Annotated in this window: 17 protein-coding genes and 1 riboswitch; of the genes, 3 read left to right on the top strand and 14 right to left on the bottom strand. The window is 65.4% G+C overall.

What is annotated here, in order from left to right; translation table 11 throughout:
- Nucleotides 1-151 precede the first annotated feature (151 nt).
- Nucleotides 152-345, bottom strand: a riboswitch (cobalamin riboswitch).
- 191 nt (nt 346-536) lie between these two features.
- A complete protein-coding gene (cobO, locus tag IFR23_RS08975; RefSeq protein WP_446740898.1) occupies nt 537-1,136 on the bottom strand; it encodes a cob(I)yrinic acid a,c-diamide adenosyltransferase in 600 nt (199 codons plus the stop codon).
- Nucleotides 1,137-1,196: 60 nt separating this feature from the next.
- Between cobO and IFR23_RS08980 the strand changes: the two genes are divergently transcribed.
- A complete protein-coding gene (locus IFR23_RS08980; protein ID WP_192975568.1) occupies nt 1,197-2,813 on the top strand; it encodes an NAD(P)/FAD-dependent oxidoreductase in 1,617 nt (538 codons plus the stop codon).
- 363 nt (nt 2,814-3,176) lie between these two features.
- Here IFR23_RS08980 and IFR23_RS08985 read toward each other — a convergent pair whose 3' ends face one another.
- The 8 genes from IFR23_RS08985 to IFR23_RS09020 form a co-directional block, all read right to left on the bottom strand.
- Nucleotides 3,177-3,854, bottom strand: a complete 678-nt coding sequence (locus IFR23_RS08985) for a peptidylprolyl isomerase (protein WP_244655541.1) — start codon at nt 3,852-3,854, stop codon at nt 3,177-3,179.
- A 394-nt stretch (nt 3,855-4,248) separates the two neighbouring features.
- Complete coding sequence (locus IFR23_RS08990; protein ID WP_192975570.1) at nt 4,249-4,554, bottom strand: UBP-type zinc finger domain-containing protein; 306 nt, start codon at nt 4,552-4,554, stop codon at nt 4,249-4,251.
- Entirely contained in the window at nt 4,551-6,209 is a 1,659-nt protein-coding gene (locus IFR23_RS08995; protein WP_192975571.1) for an FAD-dependent oxidoreductase, read from the bottom strand. The genes IFR23_RS08990 and IFR23_RS08995 overlap by 4 nt, the downstream gene beginning before the upstream one ends.
- On the bottom strand, nt 6,206-7,588 hold the full coding sequence (locus IFR23_RS09000; protein WP_192975706.1) for an FAD-containing oxidoreductase: 1,383 nt from the start codon (nt 7,586-7,588) through the stop codon (nt 6,206-6,208). The genes IFR23_RS08995 and IFR23_RS09000 overlap by 4 nt, the downstream gene beginning before the upstream one ends.
- On the bottom strand, nt 7,585-8,064 hold the full coding sequence (locus IFR23_RS09005; protein WP_192975572.1) for a DUF4126 domain-containing protein: 480 nt from the start codon (nt 8,062-8,064) through the stop codon (nt 7,585-7,587). Before IFR23_RS09005 ends, IFR23_RS09000 begins: the two co-directional genes overlap by 4 nt.
- A gap of 170 nt (nt 8,065-8,234) precedes the next feature.
- Nucleotides 8,235-8,753 (bottom strand): RidA family protein, encoded by a 519-nt coding sequence (locus tag IFR23_RS09010; RefSeq protein ID WP_107962488.1) that lies wholly within the window; start codon nt 8,751-8,753, stop codon nt 8,235-8,237.
- Between the two features lie 53 nt (nt 8,754-8,806).
- The gene (locus IFR23_RS09015) at nt 8,807-11,374 is read right to left on the bottom strand and encodes a TonB-dependent receptor plug domain-containing protein (RefSeq protein WP_192975573.1); all 2,568 of its coding nucleotides are present in this window, start codon (nt 11,372-11,374) and stop codon (nt 8,807-8,809) included.
- Between the two features lie 262 nt (nt 11,375-11,636).
- Nucleotides 11,637-13,289: a flavin monoamine oxidase family protein gene (locus IFR23_RS09020; RefSeq protein WP_192975574.1), complete on the bottom strand. Its 1,653-nt coding sequence runs from the start codon at nt 13,287-13,289 to the stop codon at nt 11,637-11,639.
- Nucleotides 13,290-13,819: 530 nt separating this feature from the next.
- Here IFR23_RS09020 and htpG point away from each other — a divergent pair.
- Entirely contained in the window at nt 13,820-15,640 is a 1,821-nt protein-coding gene (gene htpG / locus IFR23_RS09025) for a molecular chaperone HtpG (protein ID WP_244655566.1), read from the top strand.
- Nucleotides 15,641-15,891: 251 nt separating this feature from the next.
- Here htpG and IFR23_RS09030 read toward each other — a convergent pair whose 3' ends face one another.
- The 3 genes from IFR23_RS09030 to modA are packed head-to-tail and all read right to left on the bottom strand — an operon-like array spanning nt 15,892 to nt 17,932.
- The gene (locus tag IFR23_RS09030; protein WP_192975576.1) at nt 15,892-16,491 is read right to left on the bottom strand and encodes an ATP-binding cassette domain-containing protein; all 600 of its coding nucleotides are present in this window, start codon (nt 16,489-16,491) and stop codon (nt 15,892-15,894) included.
- The gene (gene modB, locus IFR23_RS09035) at nt 16,481-17,170 is read right to left on the bottom strand and encodes a molybdate ABC transporter permease subunit (protein ID WP_192975577.1); all 690 of its coding nucleotides are present in this window, start codon (nt 17,168-17,170) and stop codon (nt 16,481-16,483) included. The genes IFR23_RS09030 and modB overlap by 11 nt, the downstream gene beginning before the upstream one ends.
- The gene (modA, locus tag IFR23_RS09040) at nt 17,171-17,932 is read right to left on the bottom strand and encodes a molybdate ABC transporter substrate-binding protein (RefSeq protein WP_192975578.1); all 762 of its coding nucleotides are present in this window, start codon (nt 17,930-17,932) and stop codon (nt 17,171-17,173) included. It lies immediately after the preceding gene.
- A gap of 113 nt (nt 17,933-18,045) precedes the next feature.
- On the opposite strand from modA, the gene IFR23_RS09045 reads away from it, so the two are divergent.
- Nucleotides 18,046-19,338: an alginate export family protein gene (locus IFR23_RS09045; RefSeq protein ID WP_192975579.1), complete on the top strand. Its 1,293-nt coding sequence runs from the start codon at nt 18,046-18,048 to the stop codon at nt 19,336-19,338.
- On the opposite strand, the gene IFR23_RS09050 is transcribed toward IFR23_RS09045, so the two are convergent.
- A complete protein-coding gene (locus IFR23_RS09050; protein WP_192975580.1) occupies nt 19,335-22,703 on the bottom strand; it encodes a polysaccharide deacetylase family protein in 3,369 nt (1,122 codons plus the stop codon). The genes IFR23_RS09045 and IFR23_RS09050 overlap by 4 nt on opposite strands.
- 248 nt (nt 22,704-22,951) lie before the next feature.
- The gene (locus tag IFR23_RS09055; protein ID WP_192975707.1) at nt 22,952-25,246 is read right to left on the bottom strand and encodes a TonB-dependent receptor; all 2,295 of its coding nucleotides are present in this window, start codon (nt 25,244-25,246) and stop codon (nt 22,952-22,954) included.
- Between the last annotated feature and the right edge of the window lie 136 nt (nt 25,247-25,382).

Consider the following 25,382-nt stretch of genomic DNA (forward strand, 5'->3'; position numbering starts at 1 on the left):
GGAACGATGTGAACTTGGCATAGAAACCCCTTCGGACAGTCGGTCTCGCACGACGCGAAGGGCGAAGGTGCATGCCTCCAGCCTCCGCGCAACGCGAAGCGATGTCGTCGCTCGGGGTGTTACCCGTCCGTTCGGCGCACCCTGGCCGGACGAAAGACGACCGCGACGGGCAGGTCTCCTGGCTCGCGGGTCAACGCCGTCCGCGCCGCCTTCTCGGGAACATCCCAATGGCATGAGGCACGATGGCTCGCCGCGTACAGTTGCAGGGGCAGCCGGGTGTTTCCCGTTCCCATTTTCATCCCCCTCCGCGCGAGCATCGGGGGAACCTGTCGCGGGGGCAGCGATAGGCGGGAGGTGGAGACGACGCAAGACACGGCTACGTCGGTTAGAAGTCCGCCAGCCATCCCCACGCGCTCCCGTCATCCTGACGAAAGTCAGGATCCAGGGTAACGGGAGGTGGCCTTCGTGGCTCTGGATCCTGACTTTCGTCAGGATGACGGACGGTGGTTTCATTGGGTCGTAGAGTACGAAGCCGCCTAGAACTCCACGCCCGCCTGCGCCTTCACCCCCGACCGGAACGGATGCTTCACCTGCGTCATCTCGGTTACCAGGTCCGCCATCTCGATCAGCGCGTCCGGCGCGTTCCGCCCGGTCACCACGACATGCGTCATCTCGGGCTTCTCGGCTAACACGGCCAGCACCTCGTCGACCAGCAGATACTCATACCGCAACACGATATTGAGTTCATCCGCGACCACCATCGCGTACGACGGGTCGGCAATCATCCGCCTGACCTCGTCCCACGCCTCGCGCGCCACCGCGATGTCGCGCGCGCGATCCTGCGTGTCCCAGGTAAAGCCCTCCCCCATCGGCTTGAACTCGCATAGGTCCGGGAACGCATCGAAAACCGCCTTCTCGCCGGTCGTCATCGCGCCCTTGACGAACTGTACCACGCCAACCTTGCGCCCATGTCCGATCATCCGCACCGCCATGCCGAACGCGGCGGTCGACTTGCCCTTGCCCTTGCCGGTGTGGACGATGATCAGGCCCTTCTCGATCGTCTTGCTCGCGACGATCCGGTCGTGGACCTCCTTGCGCTTGGCGCTCTTGGCATTCTGCTCGTCGTCGGTCCGCATGATCAAGTCCTCTCGTCCTCCCGATGGCGGATCGCGCCGCGCGGCGCTAGAGCGACCGACATGCTCCGCCTCACCGACCTCAAGCTCCCGCTCAACCACGCCGACGAAGCGCTGCCCGCCGCGATCCGCGATCGCCTGCGCGTCACCCCGCGCGACCTGATCCGCTACACCATCGCGAGGCGCGCGCACGATGCCCGCGACAAGATGGACATCCAGCTCGTCTATTCGGTCGACGTCACGCTGAAAAACGAGGACGCCGTCCTCACGCGTTTCCGCAAGGATCGCCACGTCCAGCGCACCCCCGACACGGGATATCGCTTCGTCACCAAGGGCGGCACGAGCTATACCGGCCCCCGACCGGTGGTCGTCGGCGCAGGGCCATGTGGCCTGTTCGCCGGCCTGATCCTAGCGCAGATGGGCTTCCGCCCGATCATCCTCGACCGCGGCAAGGTCGTCCGCGAACGCACCAAGGACACCTGGGGCTTGTGGCGCAAAAGCGTCCTCAACCCCGAATCCAACGTTCAGTTCGGCGAGGGCGGCGCCGGCACCTTCTCCGACGGCAAGCTCTGGAGCCAGATCAAGGACCCGCGCCATCTTGGCCGCAAAGTCCTGACCGAGTTCGTAAAAGCCGGTGCGCCGCCCGAAATCCTGACCGAAGCGCACCCGCATATCGGCACCTTCCGCCTCGTCACGATGGTCGAGAGCATGCGCGAGACGATCGAGGCGCTCGGCGGCGAATACCGCTTCTCGACGCGCGTCGATGGTCTCGACATCGTCGACGAGGCCGGCACCCGCCAACTCCGCGGGCTTCACCTGAGCACCGGCGACTATCTCGAAGCCAACCACGTCGTCTTCGCGGTCGGCCACAGCGCCCGCGACACGTTCGAGATGCTCCATGCCAAGGGTGTCCACGTCGAAGCGAAGCCGTTCTCGATCGGTGTCCGCATCGAGCATCCGCAGTCGTGGATCGACGAAGCCCGGTTCGGCCCCTGCGCCGGTCACCCGGATCTCGGCGCGGCGGCGTACAGCCTGTCGCATCACTGCAAGAACGGGCGAACCGTCTATAGCTTCTGCATGTGCCCAGGCGGCACCGTCGTCGCCGCGACCTCCGAGGAAGGCCGCGTCGCGACCAACGGGATGAGCCAATATTCGCGCAACGAACGCAACGCGAACTCGGGGATCGTCATCGGCATCGACCCCGAGCGCGACTATCCCGGCCACCCGCTCGCCGGGATCGAACTGCAACGCTACTGGGAATCGCGGGCGTATGTGGCCGGGGGTTCGAACTACAAGGCACCCGCGCAACGCATCGGCGACCTGCTCGCTGGGCGGGCGTCGACTGCGCTCGGCTCGGTGATCCCGTCGTACAAGCCGGGCGTGCACATGACCGACCTGTCGGAATGCCTGCCCGAGTTCGCAATCACCGCGCTGCGGGAAGCTTTGCCCGCGTTCGGGCGCGAGATTCCCGGCTACGATCATCCCGACGCAGTGCTGACCGGGGTCGAGACGCGGACCTCGTCGCCGGTGAGGATCACACGGGGCGACGATTTCGTGAGCCTCAATACGGCGGGGCTTTTCCCGGCTGGCGAAGGCGCTGGCTATGCGGGGGGTATTCTTTCCGCGGCGGTCGACGGGATCAAGGTCGCGGAAGCGGTTGCGTTGAGCCTCACTGCTTAAGCCGTTTCGTTCCCCCGCGAAGGCGGGGGTCCAGGAGCCAAGAATACCTGCGTTCGTTACCCTGGGCTCCCACCTTCGCGGGAGAACAGAGGGTTGTGACAACTGATTCAGGGGTCTGCGGGGACCAGTTTCCACAACACCACCCCGGCGGAGGCCGGGGCCCGGTTGGGGGACGTTACTGACCTAAAGGCAAACTGCCATCATTTTGAGCTTTCCAATTGAACCCCGGCTTTCGCCGGGGTGGTGCAAAACTCGATGGCGACTACCTTTGCGCCATAAGCGTATGAGGGAAACGCCACTACCCTGACCAAACTGACAAACGTTCGAAGCAACATTAGTCGATGTGCAGCCCCCTCCAGCCCCTCACCTCCGCCGTTGCGGCCCAGTTTCGATCAACCACGCCCGCGGCAGCCCGGTCGGCTTCGCCACCCCGTCCAGACGCCGCGCACTCACCAGAGCGACCCGCTTCAGGATCATCTGGTCCTTGAACGCATCCATCCCGCCACCAGTCGGCTTGGCGAGGATGCGCTTCACCACGTCCATCCCTGCGACGACATGCCCGAACGCGGCATAGCCCGGATACCCCGCGCGCGCGTCCATCGCCGGCGCCGGCCCGATCGTGATAAAGAAATTCCCCCCAGCCGACGCCGGCGTCATCCCGCGCGCCATCGAGATCGTGCCATCGAGATGCTTGATGCCGGTCATCGCGGTGGTCTCGAGCGGAAACGGCGGTAGTATCCGCCGCGCGTCGGTGCGGATGCCCGCCTGGATAAAGCCGAGCTTCGGCCCGGACTTCTGGCGGCTCGCGCGGTAGAAATCGGTGCCGTCGAACCGACCGTCATCGACATAGGCGAGGAAATTAGCGGTCGTCTTCGGTGCGTGGCGGGCGTCGAGCGCCAGCAGGATCGGCCCCTCGGAGGTGACGATGCGGACGCGGACAAGGCCGGGCTTCGGTCCCGGTTCAGCACGCTGAACCTGCCGCCTTGCCGGCTGCGCCGTTCCCGCGGACGCCAAGGCCGCAATAGCTACGAAGCCGATCATCAAACGCCGCATTTCGATCACTCACGCCTTTACCGATTGGCGGCGGCTACCTGTCCGCCTGCGGAGAGGCAAGCGTGGAGGGGTGTCTAGTGACGTGGAGTAGACCGGTGATCACCGTTGGTACCAACGTCAGTTTTGCACCGCTCAGCATGCACCAGCGAGCGCTTCGGCCTAGTTCCATTCTTCCGAGTAGGCACCACCCCGGCGGAGGCCGGGGGCCAGTTGGGGAACGTCGGTGATGTAGGTTTGCGTTTTGTCACTCAGGCCATGCCAACTGGGCCCCGGCCTCCGCCGGGGAGGTGTGTTGGTGGAGGTCGTCAGGTCTCGCCCGCACGGCTTGAGGACGCCAAGTCGTACCTATCGGCATAGTTGAGAGAGCGGCATTCCCGCCCCCTCAAACATAACGCGGGATCGGCCCAACCTGCGGCGTCTGGTCCGGCAGGTCCACCATCGTTTCGTCCACGAAGCACCAGCCCCAGCCTTCCGGCGGGTCATAGCCCTCGATAATCGGATGCCGTGTCGCGTGGAAGTGTCCGGTCGCGTGGCGGTGCGGGGAGTCGTCGCAACAGCCGACATGACCGCATTCCCGGCACAGCCGCAGATGCACCCATTCGCTGCCGATCCGGAGGCACTCCTCGCATCCCTTCGCGCTCGGCGTTACGTCGCGGATCGTCTCCATGTGCGTGCAGCCGTAGCTCATTCCGCGTGCCTTTCCGCCATGTCGGCCAAAACCGTGTGGATCTGCGCGACCACCGCCGCGCCTTCGCCGACCGCCGCCGCGACGCGCTTGGTCGATCCGGCCCGTACGTCACCGATCGCGAACACGCCCGCGCGGCTCGTCTGCAACGGCAGTTCGGCGGCACCGGTGACGATGAACCCCTTCTCGTCGGTATCGACACAGCCCTTCAGCCACCCCGCATTGGGGTCCGCGCCGATGAACAGGAACAGGTGTCGCATCGCGCACCGCGTCTCCACGCCGTCGCTGCGTTGGCGGAAGATCGCCGCCGTCAGTCCAGTCGCGCGCTCGCCCTCCAGCCCGACGATCTCGGTGCCGACGCGGATCGTCACGTTGGGCAGCGCGGCGATCCGGTCGATCAAATATTTCGACATCGTCGCGGCCAACGGGCGTCGTACGATCAAGTGCAAATGCTTCACGCGCGGCGCGAGGAACACCACCGCCTGCCCGGCCGAGTTGCCGCCGCCGACCAGCGCGACCTCTTCGCCCTCGCACAACCGCGCCTCGATCGGCGACGCCCAATAGGACACGCCGGCGCCCTCGAACTCCGCCAGGTCCGGGATGTCCGGTCGCCGATACCGCGCGCCCGACGCGACGATCACCGTTCGCGACTGAACGCGTCGATCGCCCGGCAGTTCGAGCGCCAGCGGGTCACCCGCGGGCCGATCCTCCTCGCATTCGAGATGCTCGACGGTCAGCGGGATCGCGATCTCCGCGCCGAACTTGAGCGCCTGGTTGAATGCACGCCCGGCCAGCGCCTGCCCCGAAATGCCGGTCGGGAAGCCCAGGTAGTTCTCGATCCTAGCCGACGCCCCCGCCTGTCCGCCGATCGCACGCTCGTCGAGCACGATCACCGACAGTCCCTCCGACGCCGCATACACCGCCGCCGCCAGCCCCGCCGGCCCCGCGCCGACGATCGCGACGTCGTACACGGTGTCCGGATCAAGCTCGGGCGTGATGCCTAGACAAGCCGCAACCTCGATATCTGACGGCCTTTTGAGCACCGTACCATTCGGGCAGACTACGAGCGGCAGATCGCTCGACGCGACACCGGTCCGCTCGACCAGTGCACGCCCCTCGTCATCGGATGCCGCATCGAGGACGATGTTCGGATAGCCCGATCGCGTGAGAAACCCCTGTAGCCGGACGACGTCTGGACTGTCCGGCAGGCCGACGATGACCGTCCCCCCGCTGCCCTGCTCGATCAACCCGACCCGCCGGAGGATCAGCGCGCGCATCACGATCTCGCCGACGTCGGCCGAGCCGACCATCAGCGCGCGCAGATGCGCCGGATCGAACGGCAGCGCGGTACAGCCTTGGGGGCCAGCCGTGCCTCCAGCGATCGTCGGGCGCCCGGCAAGCTGGTTGACCTCGCCCGTCAATTGCCCCGGGCCGTGCGTGGTGATCGGTGCCTCGTGACTCAATCCGTCGCGACGGACGACGTCGATCGTTCCTTCGAGCACGAGCCATGCCGCGACGCCTTGGTCACCGATCGCATAGACCTGCTCGCCCGCGGCAAAGACGCGCGCCGGACCGCTTGCAAAGCGCTTTGCCGTCTGAAGTTGCTCTGCGTTGAGCACCGGGAACATCTGGTGGTCGCGCGCGCCGAGATCGCTCATGTCTGCGCCACCGGTTCGAGCCCGAGCAGCAGCGTCGGGATCAGCTCCGACACGGTCGGGTGAATGGGCACCGCCCAGCGCAGCGCGGACACCGGCTGATCGGCGTTCATCATGTCGAGGATCCCGTGGATCGCCTCGTCGCCGCCGGTGCCGAGGATTGCCGCCCCCAGGATCCGTTGTGTTTCCGCATCCGCCACGATCTTCATGAACCCCTTGGTCTCGCCCTTTTCGACGGCGCGCCCGACGCGGGTCATCGGCCGCTTCGAGACCAGTATCGGCCGCCCCGTCTTCTCCGCTTGCGCCTGCGTCATCCCCACGCGGCCAAGCGGCGGATCGGTATAGAGCGCGTAGCCGACCAGCCGCTGGCTCAGCGTCCGATCGTCATGATCGAGCAGGTTCGCCGCGACGATCTCGAAATCGTTGTACGCGGTATGCGTGAACGCGCCGCGCCCGTTGCAATCGCCCAGCGCCCATACGCCCGGCACGTTGGTCTGCAGCATGTCGTCGACGGTGACATAACCCTTCTCGTCCGTTGCGATCCCGGCGAGATCGAGCCCGAGGTCGTTGGTATTGGGGCGCCGGCCGACCGCGAGCAACACGTGGCTGCCGATCACCTCGGGATCGCCCGCGTGGCAATCGACCGATACCGCGACGCCGTCCGCATGGCGCGAGAACGCGATGCAGTTCGCGCCCGTCCGCACCGTGATCCCTTCGTCCTCCAATATGCCGCGCACAGCATCGGACACGTCGGCATCCTCGTGCCCGATCAGCCGTTCGCCACGCTCGACCACGGTCACCGCCGCGCCGAACCTTCGATACATCTGCGCGAACTCAAGCCCGACATAGCTTCCGCCGACGACGACGAGATGCTTGGGGACCTGCTCCAGCGCGACCATGTCGGTATTATCGAGATGCGGCACGTCGTCGACGCCCGGCATATCCGGCACGCTCGCGCGCCCACCGACGTTGAGGAAGATGCCCGGCGCGGTCATCTCCACGCCGTCGATGGCGATCGTCCTCGGTCCGGTGAAGCGGGCGTGACCGCGCAGGAAGGTAAGGCCCGCCATCCCCTCCAGCCAGCGCTCGTTGCCCGATCGTGCGTCCATCACGACCTTGCGCGCGCGTGCTGCGACGGCGGGCATGTCGACCGTGACGTCGCCGGTCGCGATCCCGAAATCCGCTGAACGTCGTGCGAGGTGTGCGGCATAGGCGCTCGCCACCAGCGTCTTGGTCGGCATGCAGCCGGTGTTGACGCAGGTTCCGCCGACCAGCTTCCGCTCGATCAGCGCGACCGTCATGCCCGCGGCGGTGAGGCGGCCTGCCAGCGGTGGTCCGGCCTGCCCGGCGCCGACGATGATCGCGTCGAAATTCCGCATCAGATCGACAGCACCACCAGCACCGCCAGCAGGATCGCAATCGCATCCTCGATCAGCGCGGCCGGCCGGTCGTTACCGAACGCCGTCGCCAGTCGCGCGCGAAGCGCCGCGCCGCCATAGATCCCGACGACCGCCCCGACGATGCCGAGAACGATCCCCTGCAAGGGCACGCCGATGCCGTATCCGATCGCCGCGCCCGACAGGCCGCCGGTGAGCAGGCGCGCGGCGAACTGCGGCGGCACCTTGCGGCTGGGCGTCGAAGGCAGCTGATCGGTGACGAGTTCGGTGGCAGCGAGCAGCGTGAAGATCCACGGCGTGAACCGGTAGCCGAGGAACGCCAGCCACGTCCCCTGCAACGGCAGCACCCCCTTGCTCGCGGCCCAGGCTACCGCGGCGGGCGCCAGCATCGCGCGCAACCCCGCGACGATACCGATGACGAAGGCTAGGATCAGTCCATTGACGAGCGGGGGGACGAGCATGGCGGTCTCCGATCCGGTGTGTCCAACATCGTCCCACGCACCGCCCCGAGCGTCAATTCGTTACGCACCCGATCTGGCCTCGATCCCGTCGCACATCATCCTCAGCTAACCACCCGACCAGACCAAGCACCTGATATCGAAAGCGAACACGAGGTCGCCTTCGCCCGAATTTATTTCGCCGCCGTCGCCTCGATCTCGACCAGGAACGCCGGCCCCGCCAACGCTGCGACCTGAACGGTCGATCGCGCAACGGTGTTCGGGTTTTCCGCCGTCCCGAAATACATCTTGAACGCGTCGTTCATGCCGGCAAAGTCCATCTTGCCGCCGAGCTTCGGATCGCCCGCGACGAACACGGTCAGCTTGATGATATCGCTCATCGCATAGCCCTGCGCGGCCAGGATCGTCTTGATCTTGGTGAACACGCTGATCGTCTGCGTCTTGGTGTCGCCGAAATCGGCGATCGTCAGCTGCGCGGGCGGCGTCTTGTTTGCGGGATCGATCGGAGCCGCCAGTTGCCCGCTAAGATACAGCATCTTTGCACCCGCCGGTACCGTCACGCCCTGAAGGATCAGCCCCGGTGGCGTATTGGTATGACGGACGATGCCGGATTTGGGGGCCTGCGCACCGGCAACCGACGCGCCTGCCAGCGCCGCGAACAGGGCAAGCGATCGAACAAAGATCTTCGTCATAGATATCCTCTCGGAGAAACCGGGCGCCGGATGTTTCCGGCGCCCGGCAGACATTAGAAACTGACGTTCATGCGCGCATAATAATAGCCGCCGTTGATGCCGTACGGGCTGAACGTCAGCGGTGCATCGAGCTGGTTGCCGCCGCCCACCAGGGTCGCATTGGTCGTACCCGGCACCAGGCCGAGCGTCGGCGACTTCTTGTTGAAGACGTTGTTCGCACCGATCGACAGTTCGAGGTCGTCGGTCGCCTTGAAGTTCAGTTCGACGTCGCCGATGAATGCGGTCCCGATCGTCTGCTTGTAGAAGGTGCCGCCGTCCGGGCTGTAGCGGGCAGAGCTCTTGCCGTAGACCGTACCGCGCAGGGTCATCGAGAATTTCTCGATCGAATAGAAGGTCGATCCGATGACCTTCACGCGCGGCGATGCGGTTTCGATATTGGCGCGGGCGCCCTCGTCGAACAACGGCACCGTGATCGTCTGCCCGAGCACGTTGACCAGCGGTGGTGCCGCCATCACCTTGGTGATCTTGGTCTGGTTGTAGTTGCCCGACAGTGTCCAGGTCGCCTTGCCATACTCGCCGAAATCACTCGCATAGCTGGCGACGAGATCGACGCCACGCGTCCGGGTATCCGCGCCATTCGTGAAGATGTTGATGCCGGTCTGAACCACCGTCGGATCGAGGACGTTGCCGTTCGCGCGGATCGCCGCGGTCACCGCGGGGAAGTTGACGTTGACCGGCAAGGTCGCGCCGCCGCCGCCGAACAGCGAGCCCGTCCCGAGAATGCGGTCCTCGATCTTTACCTGATACGCATCGATCGTGATCGTCAGTCGCGGCACCGGCCGAATGACCGTGCCGAGGCTGTAGTTGGTCGACTTTTCGGGCTTCAGATTGTTGAAGCCGATCAGCTTTGCTGCGGCGGAGTTGGCCGGCAGCTGCACGAAAGCGGAGGTCGGCGAGACGTTCGTCGCGGAGTAGAACGACTCCGCCAGCGTCGGGGCGCGGAACCCCGTCGAGAAGGTGCCGCGCAACGCGAACGCATCCGAGAAGTCGTAACGGCTGGTACCCTTGTAGATGAACTTGCTGCCGAAATCGGAGTAATGCTCGTACCGGCCGGCGACGTCGACCTTGAGGCCCTCGACCGGCATCAGCGCGACATCGACATACGCCGCCTGGGCATTGCGCCCGTTGACGCCGGCATCCGAATTGCGGAAGCCCGGATAGGACTGGCCGCCTTCCTTGTAGGTCGAGGCGGCATCGCCTGCGCCGATCTCGTAGACGTTCTTGCGATATTCGCCACCGAAGGCGAGGTTGATCGGGGCCGCCATGCCGGCTTCGATCTCGTGTGTGAAGTCGGCGTTGGCGGTGAACTCGCTCGACTTGAAGAAGCCGTTGTAGAAGGTGGTCGGCGTAAAGCCGGTATCCGCGTAGAGCGACGCGTTGGCGGAATTGACGGTGTAGATCTCGTTCTTGTCCTGACCGAACGTCGTCGACAGGTCGTAATGGAACCCGCTCACGTCGCCGCGCAGACCGCCGGTGAACGCCATGTCCTCCTCGCGGATCTTCTCGCGCGGGGAAAAGCCGTTGACCGGGCTGTCGCCTTCGGGATCGAAATAGGTCGTCACGCCACCCACGGTGCGCGACACGCGGGTCGGCACGCGGACATTCTCGTAAGCGCTGGCGACACGCCGCGAAAACGTACCGAAGCTGTAGGCCTCGACTCCGCCGAAATCATAGGCCGAATTATATTGCAGATTGATCAGGCGCGATTGCGCGTCGCCGCTGATCTTGTTGACGTAGGGAAAATCCGACATCCCGGGATAGAGCGTTTGCTGAAGCGGCGTGATCGACGGCGTGGTCGTGTTGCTCAGCAGGTTGCCGTTGATGTCGGTGACGCGGCGATCGAGTCCACCGACCTGCGTGAAATCGTGATAGCGGTAGAAGCCCGTGACGTTGATGAAGCCCTCTTCGCCGAGCTTGGTCGCGAGATGCAACGTGCCCGCATAGGTGCGGCCGCCGGTGTCGTAATTCTCACCCGCCGTGGCGTAGCCGTCGCCGCCTTCCTTGTCGTCCTTGAGGATGATGTTGATGACGCCGGCGATCGCATCTGAGCCATATTGCGCGGCGGCACCGTCTTCCAGCACCTCGATGCGCTTGATCGCGGAGGGCGAGATCAGGTCGAGATCGGCGGTTGCGGCACCCTGGTACGGTCCGCCAAGGACGGCAAGATTCGAGGTCCCGTGTCGTCGTTTGCCGTTGATCAGCACGAGCGTGTGGTTCGGGCTCAGCCCGCGAAGCCGCGCGGACAGCGTGAGATTGGCCGTGTCGCCACCGAACGCCTGCGCGGTGAACGACGGCACGAGCTGTGTCAGAACCTGGTTCAAATTGGGCTGGCCCACATGGCTCATCAGGTCGGCATCGAGCACCTTGATCGGTGCCGCGCTCTCGGCGGCGGTAATCCCGGTAGCGCGCGTACCGGTGACGATGATGTCGTCGCCGGGCAGACTGGCTTGCGCGGACGCCTGGCCGGCAGCTTCGATGACTTGTGCATGCGCGGCAACGGTCGACAGGCTTGCAAGCGCTACGATCAGTGCGCCGCGTGAAATGCTGGTAACGGTCTTCATAAGGACTCCCCCCTTATTGATGATCGCCTCCAGCCATCCCCTCATTATTCACCGATGATCTAACGCCATCCTGACATGTATATCCCGTTCGCAAAAAATGTGCTTTGCTGACTAGGTTTTCAGGCTGATGTCTTTATCAACTTGAACATGGTTGTTCGTATCGAGGTATTAAACAACCGATTCGGGTACTTCGCTTTTTTTGATCGAAGGCTATTCTTGAAGATGTAACTTATATGCAACGCCGTCGCACGGAAATCTGCCGTTATGCAGCCCGCTGCGATCTGTTCGACAGGGTTGCAGCCTGTCCCGAGACCCGCCTCGCCAGCGCCATCACCTGTCCTTGCGCAGACTGTATGCCACCCTCCTGCCAGCCCGGCGTCTGGCTGAGCGCGGCGGACGCGAAATAGACGCGGCCGTCGGGCTTTTGCAGCAGGCGGAATTCAGGCGTGTCGATATGCCCCTCCTGCCGGCCGTTCGCGCTACCCGCGTTCCAGTCCGGCCACGGGCCGAGGCTGTACGGAATCTTGTGCCAGTTGACCGCCAACCCATTGACCAGGTCGGCCCCATGCCCGGGGTGCAGCCGATCGATCACCCCGCGCGAGAATGCGATCTGTTCGGCGATCGGTCGCTTGGCGAACTCCGCCGCGTTCGGCCCCGACGAATAGCAGCCGAGCAGCATGCCCCGCTCCGAATGCAACCCGGCCGACGGATACCAGATGAGCGTGGTCGGCCCGCCGACGAACGAGATCCCGCCATAGATCTGCTCGCGTTCCCAAAAGCGTGGGCTCTCGAAGGCGACCTTGTTCGAATGATCGTACACCACGCCCGCAATCGTCTTTTTCAATGCGGGTGAGAAATCCGTATCGATCGTCGCGAGCACCGGGAACGGGATCGTGCAGATGATGTAGTCCGCCTTCACCGTGTCGACGACGTCGCTCGCCTTGTCGCGGTACACCACGTCGACGCCGCGCGCGGTGTGACGGATGCGAGTCACCTCGGCACCGCGGATCGCTGGCCGCCGCAAATTGCAATCGAACCCTGCGTGGATCCGGTCCATCCCGCCGACCGGTTCGAACATCGTCGCCTGCATGTAGAGATTGTCTTCGAACAGAGTCATCGGCAGCCGTTCGTTCGCCAGCAACTGGTCGAGCGGCACCGCGCTGCCCGCTGACGAGAAGGTGACGCCCGCGCCCGGCGCGGCGCCGAAGCCCGATCGCTCGGTTCCCGCGAACGCGTAGTCGGTGCCGAGATCGCCATAAGCCTTCAGGAACGGCATCAGCTTCTGCTTGTCCGCCGCCGTGACCGACTGATCGAGCGCACCCTGGTTGATCGCCTTCGCCAGCAGTTCGGCGATGTGGCCGCGCATGTCGTTGATCGCGGTCCGCATCCGGATCTTGCTGCCGTTCTCGCCCATCACATAGGCGGAGCGGCTCGAGTTGACCTCGACCTCCAGCGGTACGTCGAACTTCTTCGCGTAGCCGATCAGGCCCTGGTGAAAGCTCGGGATGCGCGCCGGCCCCGCGTTGAAATAGATCCCGTCGGAGAATTTGGCGGTCTGGGTCTGCTCGCCGATCATCTCGATCTTGTCACCGTCGCGCACCGTCCAGGCGCGGCCGCCGACCCGGTCGCGCGCTTCGAGCAAGGTGACCTGGAACCCCGCCTGCTCGAGTTCGTAGGCCGCGGTCAGCCCCGCGATCCCTGCGCCCAGCACGACGACGTGAATGCCCTTACCCAGCGTCGGCGTGAGCGTCGCGAGCGCTTCGGCGTGCGACGTTCCGATCAATCCGCCCGTCAGCCCCAAGGCCTGCATCGCGCCGAGCGTCGCGCCCAGCCCTCCGATCAGGCCAAGTCGTCCCAGTATCGTCCTGCGTGTAATCGCCGTCCCGCTGGTATCCGGTGTATCGCGTAAAATCATCGAGGCCCCCGAAAGCGGCACCCCTCCCCAGGGTTTGCCGAAGATCAGAAACACCGTCGGGTTTAACCCGTCGGTGGCCTCGCAGGATCATCATCCCCCGATTAGCCATGATGGACGACAGACTATGAGCGAAAAAGAACACATCGTTCCTTTCCACGCGACATCTCGACACGTTGCATCTTTTGACTAACCGATTCGGATTGAACATTGCTTCAGGGTGTAACGCAAATGAAATCTTTCTCGATCCATTGCGCGTAGGCCCGATCGACCGTTGCCGGATGGCCGACACTTGAATTCAATCGTCCCTCCAGCCAACTCTTGCGACGACCGTTCCTTCAAGAGACATGCTAGCGCTTATGACCACAGAAACCCCGCCCGCATCCGACACACATGCTTTCGACCCATCCGCGCCCGTGACGCCGACTTCCGAGACGCTTGCCGCTGAAACGCCCGCTACTGAACCGTCTGCTGCTGAAACGCCGGGTGCCGAGACGCACGCCTTCGAGGCGGACGTCTCGCGGTTGCTGCACATGATGGTGCACTCGGTGTACTCCGATAAGACGGTGTTCCTGCGCGAGTTGATCTCGAACGCCGCCGATGCTTGCGAGAAGCTGCGTTACGAGGCGTTGAGCGCTCCCGAGCTTCTCGGCGACGAAACCCGCACGCAGATCGCTATCACACTCGATCCCGATGCACGCACGCTGACGATCGAGGACAACGGCATCGGCATGACCGCCGACGACATGGGCGAGGCGCTCGGCACGATTGCGCGCTCCGGCTCCAAGGCGTTCATGGACCGCATCGCCGCGGCGAACGGAAGCGAAGGCGCGCAGTTGATCGGGCAGTTCGGAGTCGGCTTCTATTCCGCGTTCATGGTCGCATCGAAGGTCGACGTGATCTCGCGTCGCGCAGGCGCGGACACCGCCTCGATCTGGTCGTCGGATGGCCTCGGCACCTACACCATCGCCGACATCGCGACCGCCGATGCACCCGCCCGCGGCACCCGCGTGGTGCTTCACCTGCTGGAGGATGCGACTTCGTACACCGACCGGTTCACGGTCGAACGCCTGATCAAGGATCAGTCGGGCCACGTTCCCGTCCCGATCACGCTCCGCGAGAGGCCCGATGCCGAGCCCGTCGACATCGCCGATGGCGCCGCGCTCTGGACCAAGCCCAAGTCCGAAATCAGTACCGAAGACTATGCCGACTTCTACCGCGGCGTCTCCGGTCAGTTCGACGAGCCCGCGCTGACACTCCATTACCGCGCGGAAGGGCTGCACGAGTATTCGGTGCTCGCTTTCGTGCCGGGCGCCAAGCCGTTCGACCTGTTCGATCCCGATCGCAACGGCCGCATGAAACTGTACGTCAAGCGCGTCTTCATCACCGACGATGCCGAGGTCCTGCCGCGCTACCTCCGCTTCATGCGCGGGCTGGTGGACTCGTCCGACCTTCCGCTGAACGTCTCGCGCGAGATGATCCAGGAGAGCCCGATGCTCGCCGCGATCCGCAAGGGCGTGACCGGGCGCGTGCTGTCCGAACTCGACAAGCTCGCGACGCGCGATCCTGAGGCCTATGCGAAGATCTGGGACAATTTCGGCGCGGTCCTGAAGGAAGGATTGTACGAGGATTTCGAGCGGCATGAGGCGCTGCTGAAACTCGCCCGGTTCAAGACCACGACGTCGGCCGGCGCATGGCGCTCGGTTGCCGACTATGTCGCGGCGATGAAGGACAATCAGACCGCGATCTATTACGCGGTCGGCACCGATCTCGATCGCCTCGAAGCGTCGCCGCAGCTCGAAGGGTTCCGCGCGCGCGGGATCGAGGTGCTGTTGCTGCCGGACTCGGTCGACGGGTTCTGGGTGACGGCGGGCATCGATCACGACGGCAAGCCGTTCAAGTCGGTCACGCAGGGCGCGGCCGATCTCGGGCTGATCCCGTTGGTCGATGGTGCCGAGCAGCCCAAGTCCGACGCGGCACCCGAGGTCGCCGACTTCATCGCGTTCGTGAAGGCGACGCTCGCCGATGCTGTGTCTGACGTGCGCGCGTCCGAACGCCTGACCGACAGCGCGGTCTGCCTCGTCGCGGCGGACAGCGGCATGGATCGCCAGCTCGAGCGCATCCTCGCCATGAGCGGCCAGGCGCCCCCTGCGGCGAAGCCCGTACTGGAGATCAATCCGACCAACCCGCTGGTCGCCAAGCTGGCGGCGCTTGGTGACGCCGATGCGACGTTGCGCGAGGATGCGGCGCATCTGCTGTTCGACGAAGCCCAGATCGCCGACGGCGAGCGCCCGGTCGACGCCCGTGCCTTCTCCGCGCGCCTCGCCCGCCTGTTCGCGCGCGCGCTGGGGTAAGCCTGCCATCACCACGGTTCCGCGCGACACACGTCGGTTTGCGGAACCGTGGGCCCGGGGTGATCCTGCGCCGGACGTGATGGAGCACGCCATGTACTCGGCGAGGGCGCTACGTGCCGCAAAGCGCGAGGACCTGTCGCTTCCGGGATGGCGACGATCCGGCCATCGAGCCTCCGATGTCCAGCCGGGGTCCCGACGGGCTCTGAACTCGTCGAAAACTTGTTCTCCCGCAACGCAGGAGCCGAGTATCTTTACATCCGTACGACGCGGGTTCCGATCCGCTCGGCCTCGGCCGGATCGTGCGTGACCATCAGGATCGGCAAGCGCAGCACGTCGCGGACATGTTCGATAGCGACCATGATTTCTTCGCGCCGCGCTCGATCCAGCGACGACAGCGGCTCGTCGAGCAGCAGGAACCGCGGACGGCTCAGCAGTGCGCGTCCGATCGCGACGCGCTGCGCCTCGCCGCCCGACAGCGTCCGCGGCCAACGGTCGAGCAGATGACCGATGCCGAGAAAACCCAGTATGTCCTCGAACCGCTCGGCCTCGCCGCGAACCCCGTAGAGGAGGTTCGCACGCACCCGCATATGCGGAAACAACCGTGCTTCCTGAAAGACATAGCCCGCGCTCCTGCGCTCGGGTGGCACGTTCACGCCGTCCCCGAACAGTATCTCCCCATCGACGGCGATGCGCCCACGATCGGGGCGCATCAGCCCGGCCACCATATTCAGTACGCTCGATTTGCCGACACCCGACGGACCGAACAACACCGTCGCGCCTTCCCCGGCCTCCAGCGTGAGCGACACCCGTGTATCGCCGAGCCGCTTCTCGACATCGATTTCAAAGGACATGCAGCCCCCGTCCCGCACGCCGCGTCAGCAGTTCGGAAGCGATCAAAGCAATCAGCGACAACCCCACGGAAACGGCCGACAATCGCCAGACAAGCGCATCTGCCCCTGGCTGCTGCAACGCCGAGTAGATCGCCAGCGGCAAGGTCTGCGTTTCGCCCGGTACGTTCGAAACGAACGTGATCGTCGCCCCGAACTCGCCGATCGACCGCGCGAACCCGAGCACCGCGCCGGCCAGTACGCCCGGCACGCTCAGCGGCAGCGTCAGCGTCCAGAATACACGCCAAGGCCCCGCCCCTAGCGTTCGCGCGGCGTTCTCCAGCCGTCGGTCGACCGCCTCGATCGAGATCCGCATCGCCCGCACCATCAAGGGCAGCGCCATGACGCCCGCCGCGATCGCCGCGCCGGTCCACCGGAACAATACCGTCACCCCGAACCAGTCCCGAAGCCAGTCGCCGATCGGGCCATTGGGTCCGAACGCGAGCAACAGCAGCCATCCCGTCACGACCGGCGGCACGACCAGGGGCAGATGGATGGCCGCATCGATGACGACCTTACCTGGAAAACGGACACGCGCGAGCATCCATGCCAGCGCAAACGCGATGGGCAAGGTGACGGCCATCGCCACGCCGCCGACCTTCAGCGACAGCCCGACGATGGCCCATTCCGCAGCGTCGAGCATCTAGCGCGCTGAAAACCCGTATCGAACGAAGATCGCCTTGCCCGCACGCGATACGAGGAACCGCCGGAACGCCTCCGCTTCGGGATTGGTCGATGTCTTCAGGCGGGCGATCGGATAGGTGATCGCCGGATGCGTGTTCTCGGGAAAGACGCCTGCGATCCGCACCTTGGCAGACGCCTTTGCGTCGGTGGCATAGACGATCCCCAGCGGCGCTGCGCCGCGCTCGACCAGCGCCAGCGTCGCGCGCACATTCTCCGCGCGCACGACTTTGGGTGAGACCTGAGCCCACACGCCGAGCTTCTCCAACGACGCCTGCCCGTACTTCCCCGCCGGCACCGCGGTATCCGCCATGGCCAGCGGCCCCGCGGTCAGGACGCGTACCAGCGCTGCGGGCGGCCGAACGGGGATACGGACCTTGCTGCCTGCTGGTGCCGCGACCACCAGCCGGTTGCCGAGGAAGGTCACGCGCGTCGATGCGACGATCAGGGTCTTCGCCGCGAGTTCGTTCATCCAGTCCTCGTCCGCGGAGACGAACAGGTCGGCGGGCGCGCCGGACTCGACCTGGCGCGCGAGGGCCGAAGATGCCGCGAACGAAATCGTCGGCTTCGCATGCCCCTGCTTGGCCCAGGCATCGGCTGCCGCAGTAAGCGATTCCTGCAACGATGCGGCGGCCAGCACCAGCGGCGCCCGCTGCTGGGCTTGCGCCGCGCCGGAACTGCCGAGCGCCGACAACGCCAAAACCAGCGGCAAAGAATGTTTCACTTTTGTGACTCCTCGAACCCGTAACCACCGCTATAGGGCGCGACGAAGACGTCGCGCTACCGCGAAACGGAGTTACGATCCTGCCCCCGAACTCGTTCCGGTGCGCCGCGTTGGTGCTGGGCACTCTTGCCTCCCCCGCAATCGCGCAAGAGCAGGGGCTCGACGTTACCGGCAGCGTCCGGGTCCGCGGCGAGGCGCTCGACGGACAACCGCGCATCGGCATAACGAGCGACGACCACGCCGTCTTCATCAGGGTAAGGCTGGGCGCGACCTACACGAGCGGCCCGTTCGCGATCGGTGGCGAGGTGATCGACTCCCGCGCGTATCTCGAGCCCCGGGAATCGACCGTCAGCGCCAGCGAAGTCGACGCACTCGAACCCGTCCAGGCCTGGATTCAGATCGCGCCGACCAGGAACGCCAAGCTCCGCCTCGGTCGGTTCACGATGAACCTCGGTTCCGGACGGCTCATCGTCGATGAGAATTTCCGCAACACGACCAATGGCTTCACGGGCGCAAGGTTCGACTGGAGCAACACGGCCGGCGACGCGCTGACGGCATTCTGGACGATGCCGCAACAGCGCCTGCCCGACGACGATGCCGGGATCCGCGCGGACAGGCTCGTTCGCGACCGAGAACGCACCGCGCTGCAATTCTACGGTGCGATCGCCACCAAGGCCGGTGTATTCGGCGGCGAACTCGAGGGGTATGCGTTTCGCCTTCAGGAACGCGATGCGCCCGACTTCCTGACGCGCAACCGGCGTCTCTGGACGCTTGGCGCACGGCTTGCGAACACGGCTGCTCCCGGTCGAACGGACTATGAGCTCGAAGCGGTGTGGCAATCGGGCACCGCCCGGCTCTCGTCCGCTGCCGCCGACACGACGGACCGGCGCGTCTCGGCAGTCTTCGTACACGGCGGGCTCGGCTACACGCTGCCGGGCAGTTGGAAACCGCGACTGCGGTTCGCCGCCGATTACGCCAGCGGCAACGGCCGAGGCGACGACCAGATCGGCCGGTTCGACACGCTCTACGGCGCACGCAGTTTCGAATTCGCGCCCAGCGGACTGTACGGCGAGGTCGCGCGTGCAAACCTGATCAGCATCGAGACACGACTGGAGCTTGTCCCGGCCAAGCGGACCGATGCCTATTTCGCGGTCCGTCCGCTCTGGCTCGCCGATGCGACCGACAGCTTCGGCCAGACCGGCGTGCGCGATCCCAGCGGCGCATCGGGTCTCACGGCGGGGACGCAGTTCGAAACCCGCGTACGCTGGTGGGCGGTTCCGGAACGCGTCCGCATGGCCGCGGGCGGGGTCTATCTCGCCAAGGGTCGCTTCCTCCGCGTCGCGCCCAACGCACCCGCAACGGGGGATACGCGCTACGCTTATGCGGAAGTGACCTACAGCTTCTAGTTCGCCGTGACCCGCCCGGTCCGCGCCAGCTTGCCCCAGCCGACCAGCGGCCCGCGGAGCGCCTGCGCGATCGCCTTCAGCACGACGTAATACATGACCTGCCGATAGCCGATCCGCTGCGGGATCAGCAGCCAGAGCAATCGCCAGCGTTCCTTGCGCTCGAGCGCGAACGCGATCGTCGCGGCGAGAAGGTCGATCGCGGTGAAGATCAGCCAATAGGCGAGCATCGTATACACGTCGTGGCTGGTCTGCTCCCAGCCATGCGCCTGCACCGAGAGATAGGTCGAAGCGAAGCTGATCAGCAGCGCGAGATCGATGATCGGCGAGATCGACGCGAGGATGATCTGGAACACGATCGCCTGCGGCAACCCGACCCAGCCAAGCCCGCGCGGATGCGACCGGCCGATCGCCGAGCGATGCTTGTAGAGGCATTGCAACGTCCCGAACGCCCAGCGGAACCGCTGTTTGGCGAGCGCGCGCATCGTCTCGGGCGCCTCGGTCCAGGCGATCGCGAACTGGTCGTACTGGACCTTCCAACCGCGACGCTGGATCGCGATCGTCAGGTCCTGGTCCTCGGCGAGCGTGTCGTCAGGATAGCCGCCGACGCTGCGGATCGCCTCCAGCCGCCACGCACCGACCGCGCCCGGCACGACCGTCATCGCGTTCAACCGCGCCAGCGCGCGGCGTTCGAGATTTTGCGCGGTGATGTATTCGAGCGCCTGCCATTTGGTGATCAGGTTGACGCGGTTGCCGACCTTCGCGTTACCCGCGACCGCGCCGAGCTTCGGATCGACGAACCACCGTGCGAGGCGGGCGATCGTCATCGGTTCGAACTGCGTATCGGCATCGAGCGCGATCACGATCTCGCCGCGCGCCAGTTCGAGCCCGCGGTTGAGCGCACGCGCCTTGCCGCCGTTCTCCAGCGTTAGCAGGCGGACACGGTCGTCGCCGGCGAACGCCTCGGCGACGACGCGGCTGGTGCCGTCGCTCGATCCGTCGTCGATCACGATGACCTCGATCGCGACATCGTTCGAGGCCAGCACGCCCTCCACGGCGCGGACGATCACGCGCTCCTCGTTGAACGCGGGGATCATCACCGTGACGAACCGCGATGGATCGATCGCGGGGAACACGGTCTTCAACTCGCGGCGGGCCTGGATCAGTGCGAGCGCCGACAGGGCCAGCGCGCGGATGATGCCGATCGTGATCGCGATGCCGAAGATCCAGCGTAGCGCGACGACGATACCGCCGAGCGTGCTGAACAGCGCGAGATCGGCGACCGCGGCGACGCGGTCGCTCGACGAGATCACGGGCATCGACTGGTTGCGCGACAGCCCGGCAAGCGTCGAGACGGGGACGAAACTGTAGCCCTCCGCGCGCAACCGCTCGATGATGATCGGGAGTGCGGCGACCGTTTGGGCGCGGTTGCCGCCAGCGTCGTGGAGCAGGATGACGTTGCCGCTGCGCTCGGGATTGCCTGCCTCGACGCCGGCGATGGTGCGGTCGATGATCGCCTGCACGCCGGGGCGCTTCCAGTCGTCGGGATCGACGTGGAGGCCGACGGAGATGTAGCCGCGCTGTTGCGCTTCGAGTGCGGGCAGGATTTCGTCCGCGGTGCTCGGCTCGGCATCGCCGAAATAGGGCGCGCGGAAGAGCCGGAGCGAGCGCCCGGTGAACGCCTGGAACAGCCGCTGCGTGGTGTTGAGCTCGTACTTCACCTGCCGCGTCGACACGTTGGCGAGGTTCGGATGCGTATAGGTGTGGCTGCCGATCTCATGGCCTTCGTCGACCATGCGCTGAAGAAGCGGCCGCTCGGTCAGCGCGTTCTCGCCGATCACGAAGAATGTCGCCGGTGCATGCTCGCGCTTCAGGATGTCGAGGATCTGCGGCGTCCATTCGGGATCGGGGCCGTCGTCGAACGTGAGCGCGAGCTGCTTCGGGCGATAGCCGGTTCGTGCTACGACATAGGGCGACGGCATCCGTTTGAAGACGACGTCGGCGATCGTGCCGTCCTTGGCAGGCACCGCGTTGCGAATGCCGGTGACGGGCTCGGCGGCGATCTTCAGGATCTCGCCGCTGCCCTCGATATCGACGTTGGTACCGGCCGGCATCGCGTCGATCGCGGCTGGCGGGGGCAGCTTGCGGTGGTTGCGCCCCCAGATCGACCAGAGGCCTGGATCCTCGGAGCCGAGACGCCACAGCGCGACGCTGCCGAGACCCGCCTTTTGCAGGAACGCGATCTGGTTGTAGGCCGATGCCGCGTCGAGCAGCCAGACCTGATGCTGCGTGCCGCCTTCCGAATAGGCGAAGCTGCTGTTGCCGCTGGTCTTGTCGAAGGTCGGGACGGTGCCCGAATCGGCCGCCGCCTGCCACGCTTCCTCGACGTCGAGCGCATCGCCGTTGCCGCTGTCCGCGCCCGCGTGCCAGTCATAGGCATAGGAGCCGATCGCGACGACCAGCTTCGACGGGGGAATGCCGCGCGCCGCGTCGGCGACCATGTGCGCGAACCAGCGCTGTGACGCGATCGGCCCCGCCGCGCCGCTCGTCTCGTGCTCGTCATACGCCATCAGGAAGATCTTGTCGGTCACCTTGGCATAGGTGGGCAGATCCCAGTCGGGGTTGGCGACCGGCGCCGCGATCGCGACGACCCAGCCGCGGGACGCGAACCGCGCGCGCGTTTCGGCGAGGAAGGCGCGATAATTCGGTTGCGCCGATGCGGGCAGGTCCTCGAAATCGTAGAACACGCCGCCGGCATGGTTCGCGCCGAGGAACGGGACGAGCTTGTCGAGGAAAGCCGCGCGTGCCTTCGGATCGGCGAACAGAGCTGCGCTGCCTGCGCCGTCCCAGTTCCCGTCGACCGCGTTCTGCACCATCGGCAGGATCATCGGGCGGTGCACCGCCTTGTTGAGGATGTCGCGCCCGGCCTGGTCGCGGAACACCGTGATGTGATGATCCTTGCCGGTGATCGAGACCCAGCCGGGGATCAGCCAGTCGAGTTGTTCGACGTGCCGCGCGAGGCTGGCCGTGCTCGCGTCGTCCCACGGCGCGTGGAAGGCGATCGCGAGCGGTGGACTGGCGCCATTGCCGACGCCGGGCTTGGCGGCGCTCGTCCCGAACAGCTGCTTGGCGTAGTAATCGAGGTCGCGCCGGGTCTCGCGAAGGATGCCGCCACGCGGCGCCGGCAGCTTGTGGAGCGCAGGGTGCTCGGGCTCGATCGGCAGCAGCGGCGCGGTCGGCACCGCGCCGATAGAGACCGCGAACACCGCGATCGACAACAGCAGCAACGCGATGAACGCGGCGACGCCAAAGGTGAACCGCCGACGCCGGCGGCCGCTTGCATCATAGAATACGGGATTGAGCGACATGAGGAGGGTATCAACCGGCGGAAGGAAAACGGCAAATTGCTATTTCACGTCGCTACAGCGCGTTACCGGGGGACGCTGCTGAAAAATGCGTCACGCGTGGTTTCGGGATGCGCCCGTCATTCTTTCTGCATCCCCTCCCGCATGCGGGAGGGGACCGAGGGGTGGGCGCCCGGCCCGGACGCACGCTGCGCTTGGCGATAGCGCGAGCCCACCCCTAACCCCTCCCGCCTGTGGGAAGGGAAGTCAGATCAGCGGAACTTGCCGCTGAGCGATACGCCGATGATCCGCGGTTCGTTGAACACCGCCGCCATGTAGTTCTCAATCACGCCCTTGAGGTTCTTCTCGCCGGTGATGTTACGGGCGAACACAGCCAGTTCATACGCATCGCCCGGCGCCGCGTAACCGATCTTCAGGCCACCCTCGAAGTTGCCGTTCGCGGTGAACTCCTTGGTCTTGTACAGCACGAACTGCGTATAGCCCTGGATGTTGAAGTCGCCCGCGATGAACGCGCGACCGCCATTGCCGAGCGGCTGGTCGTAGCGCGCAGTGAGGTCGACGTTATACTCCGGTGCGTTCGGCAGCGGCTCGCCGTCGATCTTGACCAGATACGTCGTCCCGAACGCGCCGGGCACTGCGCGGGGCACGCGCGACGGCGTGCAGACCACGACGTTGTTGAGCGCGCAGACCTGCACCTCGGTCGTCTTGTCGCGGATCGCGCTGTGCAGCAGGCTCAGGCCTGCACCCAGGGTAAGGTTCGGGACCGGCTTCCAGTTCGCCTCGGCTTCCATGCCATAGGCCTCGGCCTTGTTGCCGTTGAACAGGATGCCGTTGCCGTTGAGATCGTTGCCGTTGAGCTGGATGTCGTTGACGCGGTAGCCGAACACCGTCGCGTTGAGGCTCAGCGTGTTGTCGAGCAGACGCGTCTTGATCCCCGTCTCCCACGACAGGATCGTCTCCGAGTTCGCCGTCGAGAAGTCGGAGTTGAACACCGCCGAACGCCCCTGGATCGTCGGTCCGCGGAAGCCTTGGGCGATGCGCGAATACAGGCTGACGTCGGGGTTCGCCTGATACAGGATGCTCGCATCCCAGCTCGGCTTGGTCGACTTCAGCGTGACGTCGCGACGACCGCGATACGTTACGGCACCATTGGCTTGGTCCGCCGTCTTCAGCAGTTCGGTACGCTTCTTATCATCGGTGATCCGGCCGCCAAGCGTCACGGTCAGCTTGTCCATCAGCTCATAGCTGACCTGGCCGAAGCCCGCCCATGAGGTGTTCACATCATGCAGCCGCACCCAGTTGTTCGGGTTGCGCGCCGTGCCCGTGAGGAAAAACGCGCGCTGGTAGAAATCGGTGATGTCACGATTGTCGAAATACAAGCCACCGATCTGCCAGTTGAACCGCCCACCGGGGGTGCCCGCGACGCGCAGTTCTTGCGACCACTGATCGAGATCACGGATCTGGCCCTGCGACTGACCAAAGCCGTTGGCGACACCGCGGACTGGGAAGTTCGCAGCAGCCCCGCCGTCGGTGTCGCCGCGGCTGAACCCGGACGTGGTCTCGTACGCGGTGATCGAGGTCAGCGTGGCCGGACCGAAGTCGTAGGACCCGCGCGCCGAGCCGCCATAGGTGTTGTAGCTCTGCGGGTTGTCGTTCCCCTCGTCGAGCGACACGGTGTTGCGCGGCTCGGCCGACACGTCGTTCGACCCCTTCTTCAGCGCGCCGCGGTGGAACAGCGTCGAGGTACCGTCATACCAGCGAGCATGACCCGACAGGTCCAGCGTGAAGCGCTCGCCCGGCGTCAGCGCGAGCTGCACGCGAACGTTGCGATCGTCGAAGCCGCCCATCGCGTCCTTGCGCGGCGTCGCGGTATTGTCGGCACTGACGCCGGTAAAGGCGTTATCGACATAGTTCTCGCGGTGCTGGATCAGTGTCGACAGGCGGATCGACAACAGGTCCTTGATCAGCGGACCACCGACACCGGCGTCCAGGCTGACGCTGTTGTACGAGCCGACCGAGACCGAGGCGCGGCTCTCGAAATCGTTGGTCGGTTTGTTGGTGTCGAACTTGATGATGCCGGCGGTGGTGTTGCGCCCGAACAGCGACCCCTGCGGCCCGCGCAGCACTTCGACCTGCCGGACGTCGAACACCGGGTTCGACTTCAGCACGACATGCTCGAGGATCACGTCGTCCTGGATGATCGTCACCGGCTGCGAGGCGCCGAGGTAGAAATCGATGTTGCCGAGACCACGGATGTAGAAGCGCGGGAAGATGCGGCCGGTGGTCGATTCGACATACAGGCCGGGCACGCGACCCGACAGCGCGAGCAGCGTGTCATCGCCGCCGGCAGTGTAGGCGCGCAGCGCATCGCCCGAAGCGACGCCGACCGACAGCGGCACCTTCTGGAGGTTCTCGGAGCGACGCTCGGCGGTAACGACGATATCGCCGAGACCTTCCGCCGGAGCAGCCTGCTCCTGGACGGGCGCCGCATCCTGCGCGAACGCCGCCGAACCCACCAGCACCGAACCACACGCGACGCCGAGCATCAGCGCCGACTTAACGACCGAAATCTTCACGATGATATTCCCCAATCGTGCGGCGCCGTCCCTGACGACCGGCCGCACATCCCAATACGCAACGCCGCTACGCGCCATCGACCGCCCTCCCCGGACGGCACGACGA

The sequence above is a fragment of the Sphingomonas sp. CFBP 13603 genome, assembly GCF_014892665.1.
GTDB lineage: Bacteria > Pseudomonadota > Alphaproteobacteria > Sphingomonadales > Sphingomonadaceae > Sphingomonas.

Bases quoted from the DNA above. Each gene is read 5' to 3' on its own strand.
- IFR23_RS08980 (WP_192975568.1), top strand. From the start codon at position 1,197: ATGCTCCGCCTCACCGACCTCAAGCTCCCGCTCAACCACGCCGACGAA.
- cobO (WP_446740898.1), bottom strand. From the start codon at position 1,136: ATGCGGACCGACGACGAGCAGAATGCCAAGAGCGCCAAGCGCAAGGAG.
- IFR23_RS09010 (WP_107962488.1), bottom strand. From the start codon at position 8,753: ATGACGAAGATCTTTGTTCGATCGCTTGCCCTGTTCGCGGCGCTGGCA.
- IFR23_RS08985 (WP_244655541.1), bottom strand. From the start codon at position 3,854: ATGATCGGCTTCGTAGCTATTGCGGCCTTGGCGTCCGCGGGAACGGCG.
- IFR23_RS08990 (WP_192975570.1), bottom strand. From the start codon at position 4,554: ATGAGCTACGGCTGCACGCACATGGAGACGATCCGCGACGTAACGCCG.
- IFR23_RS09020 (WP_192975574.1), bottom strand. From the start codon at position 13,289: ATGATTTTACGCGATACACCGGATACCAGCGGGACGGCGATTACACGC.
- IFR23_RS09050 (WP_192975580.1), bottom strand. From the start codon at position 22,703: ATGTCGCTCAATCCCGTATTCTATGATGCAAGCGGCCGCCGGCGTCGG.
- modB (WP_192975577.1), bottom strand. From the start codon at position 17,170: ATGCTCGACGCTGCGGAATGGGCCATCGTCGGGCTGTCGCTGAAGGTC.
- IFR23_RS09055 (WP_192975707.1), bottom strand. From the start codon at position 25,246: ATGCTCGGCGTCGCGTGTGGTTCGGTGCTGGTGGGTTCGGCGGCGTTC.
- htpG (WP_244655566.1), top strand. From the start codon at position 13,820: ATGATGGTGCACTCGGTGTACTCCGATAAGACGGTGTTCCTGCGCGAG.
- IFR23_RS09005 (WP_192975572.1), bottom strand. From the start codon at position 8,064: ATGCTCGTCCCCCCGCTCGTCAATGGACTGATCCTAGCCTTCGTCATC.
- IFR23_RS08995 (WP_192975571.1), bottom strand. From the start codon at position 6,209: ATGAGCGATCTCGGCGCGCGCGACCACCAGATGTTCCCGGTGCTCAAC.
- IFR23_RS09030 (WP_192975576.1), bottom strand. From the start codon at position 16,491: ATGTCCTTTGAAATCGATGTCGAGAAGCGGCTCGGCGATACACGGGTG.
- IFR23_RS09015 (WP_192975573.1), bottom strand. From the start codon at position 11,374: ATGAAGACCGTTACCAGCATTTCACGCGGCGCACTGATCGTAGCGCTT.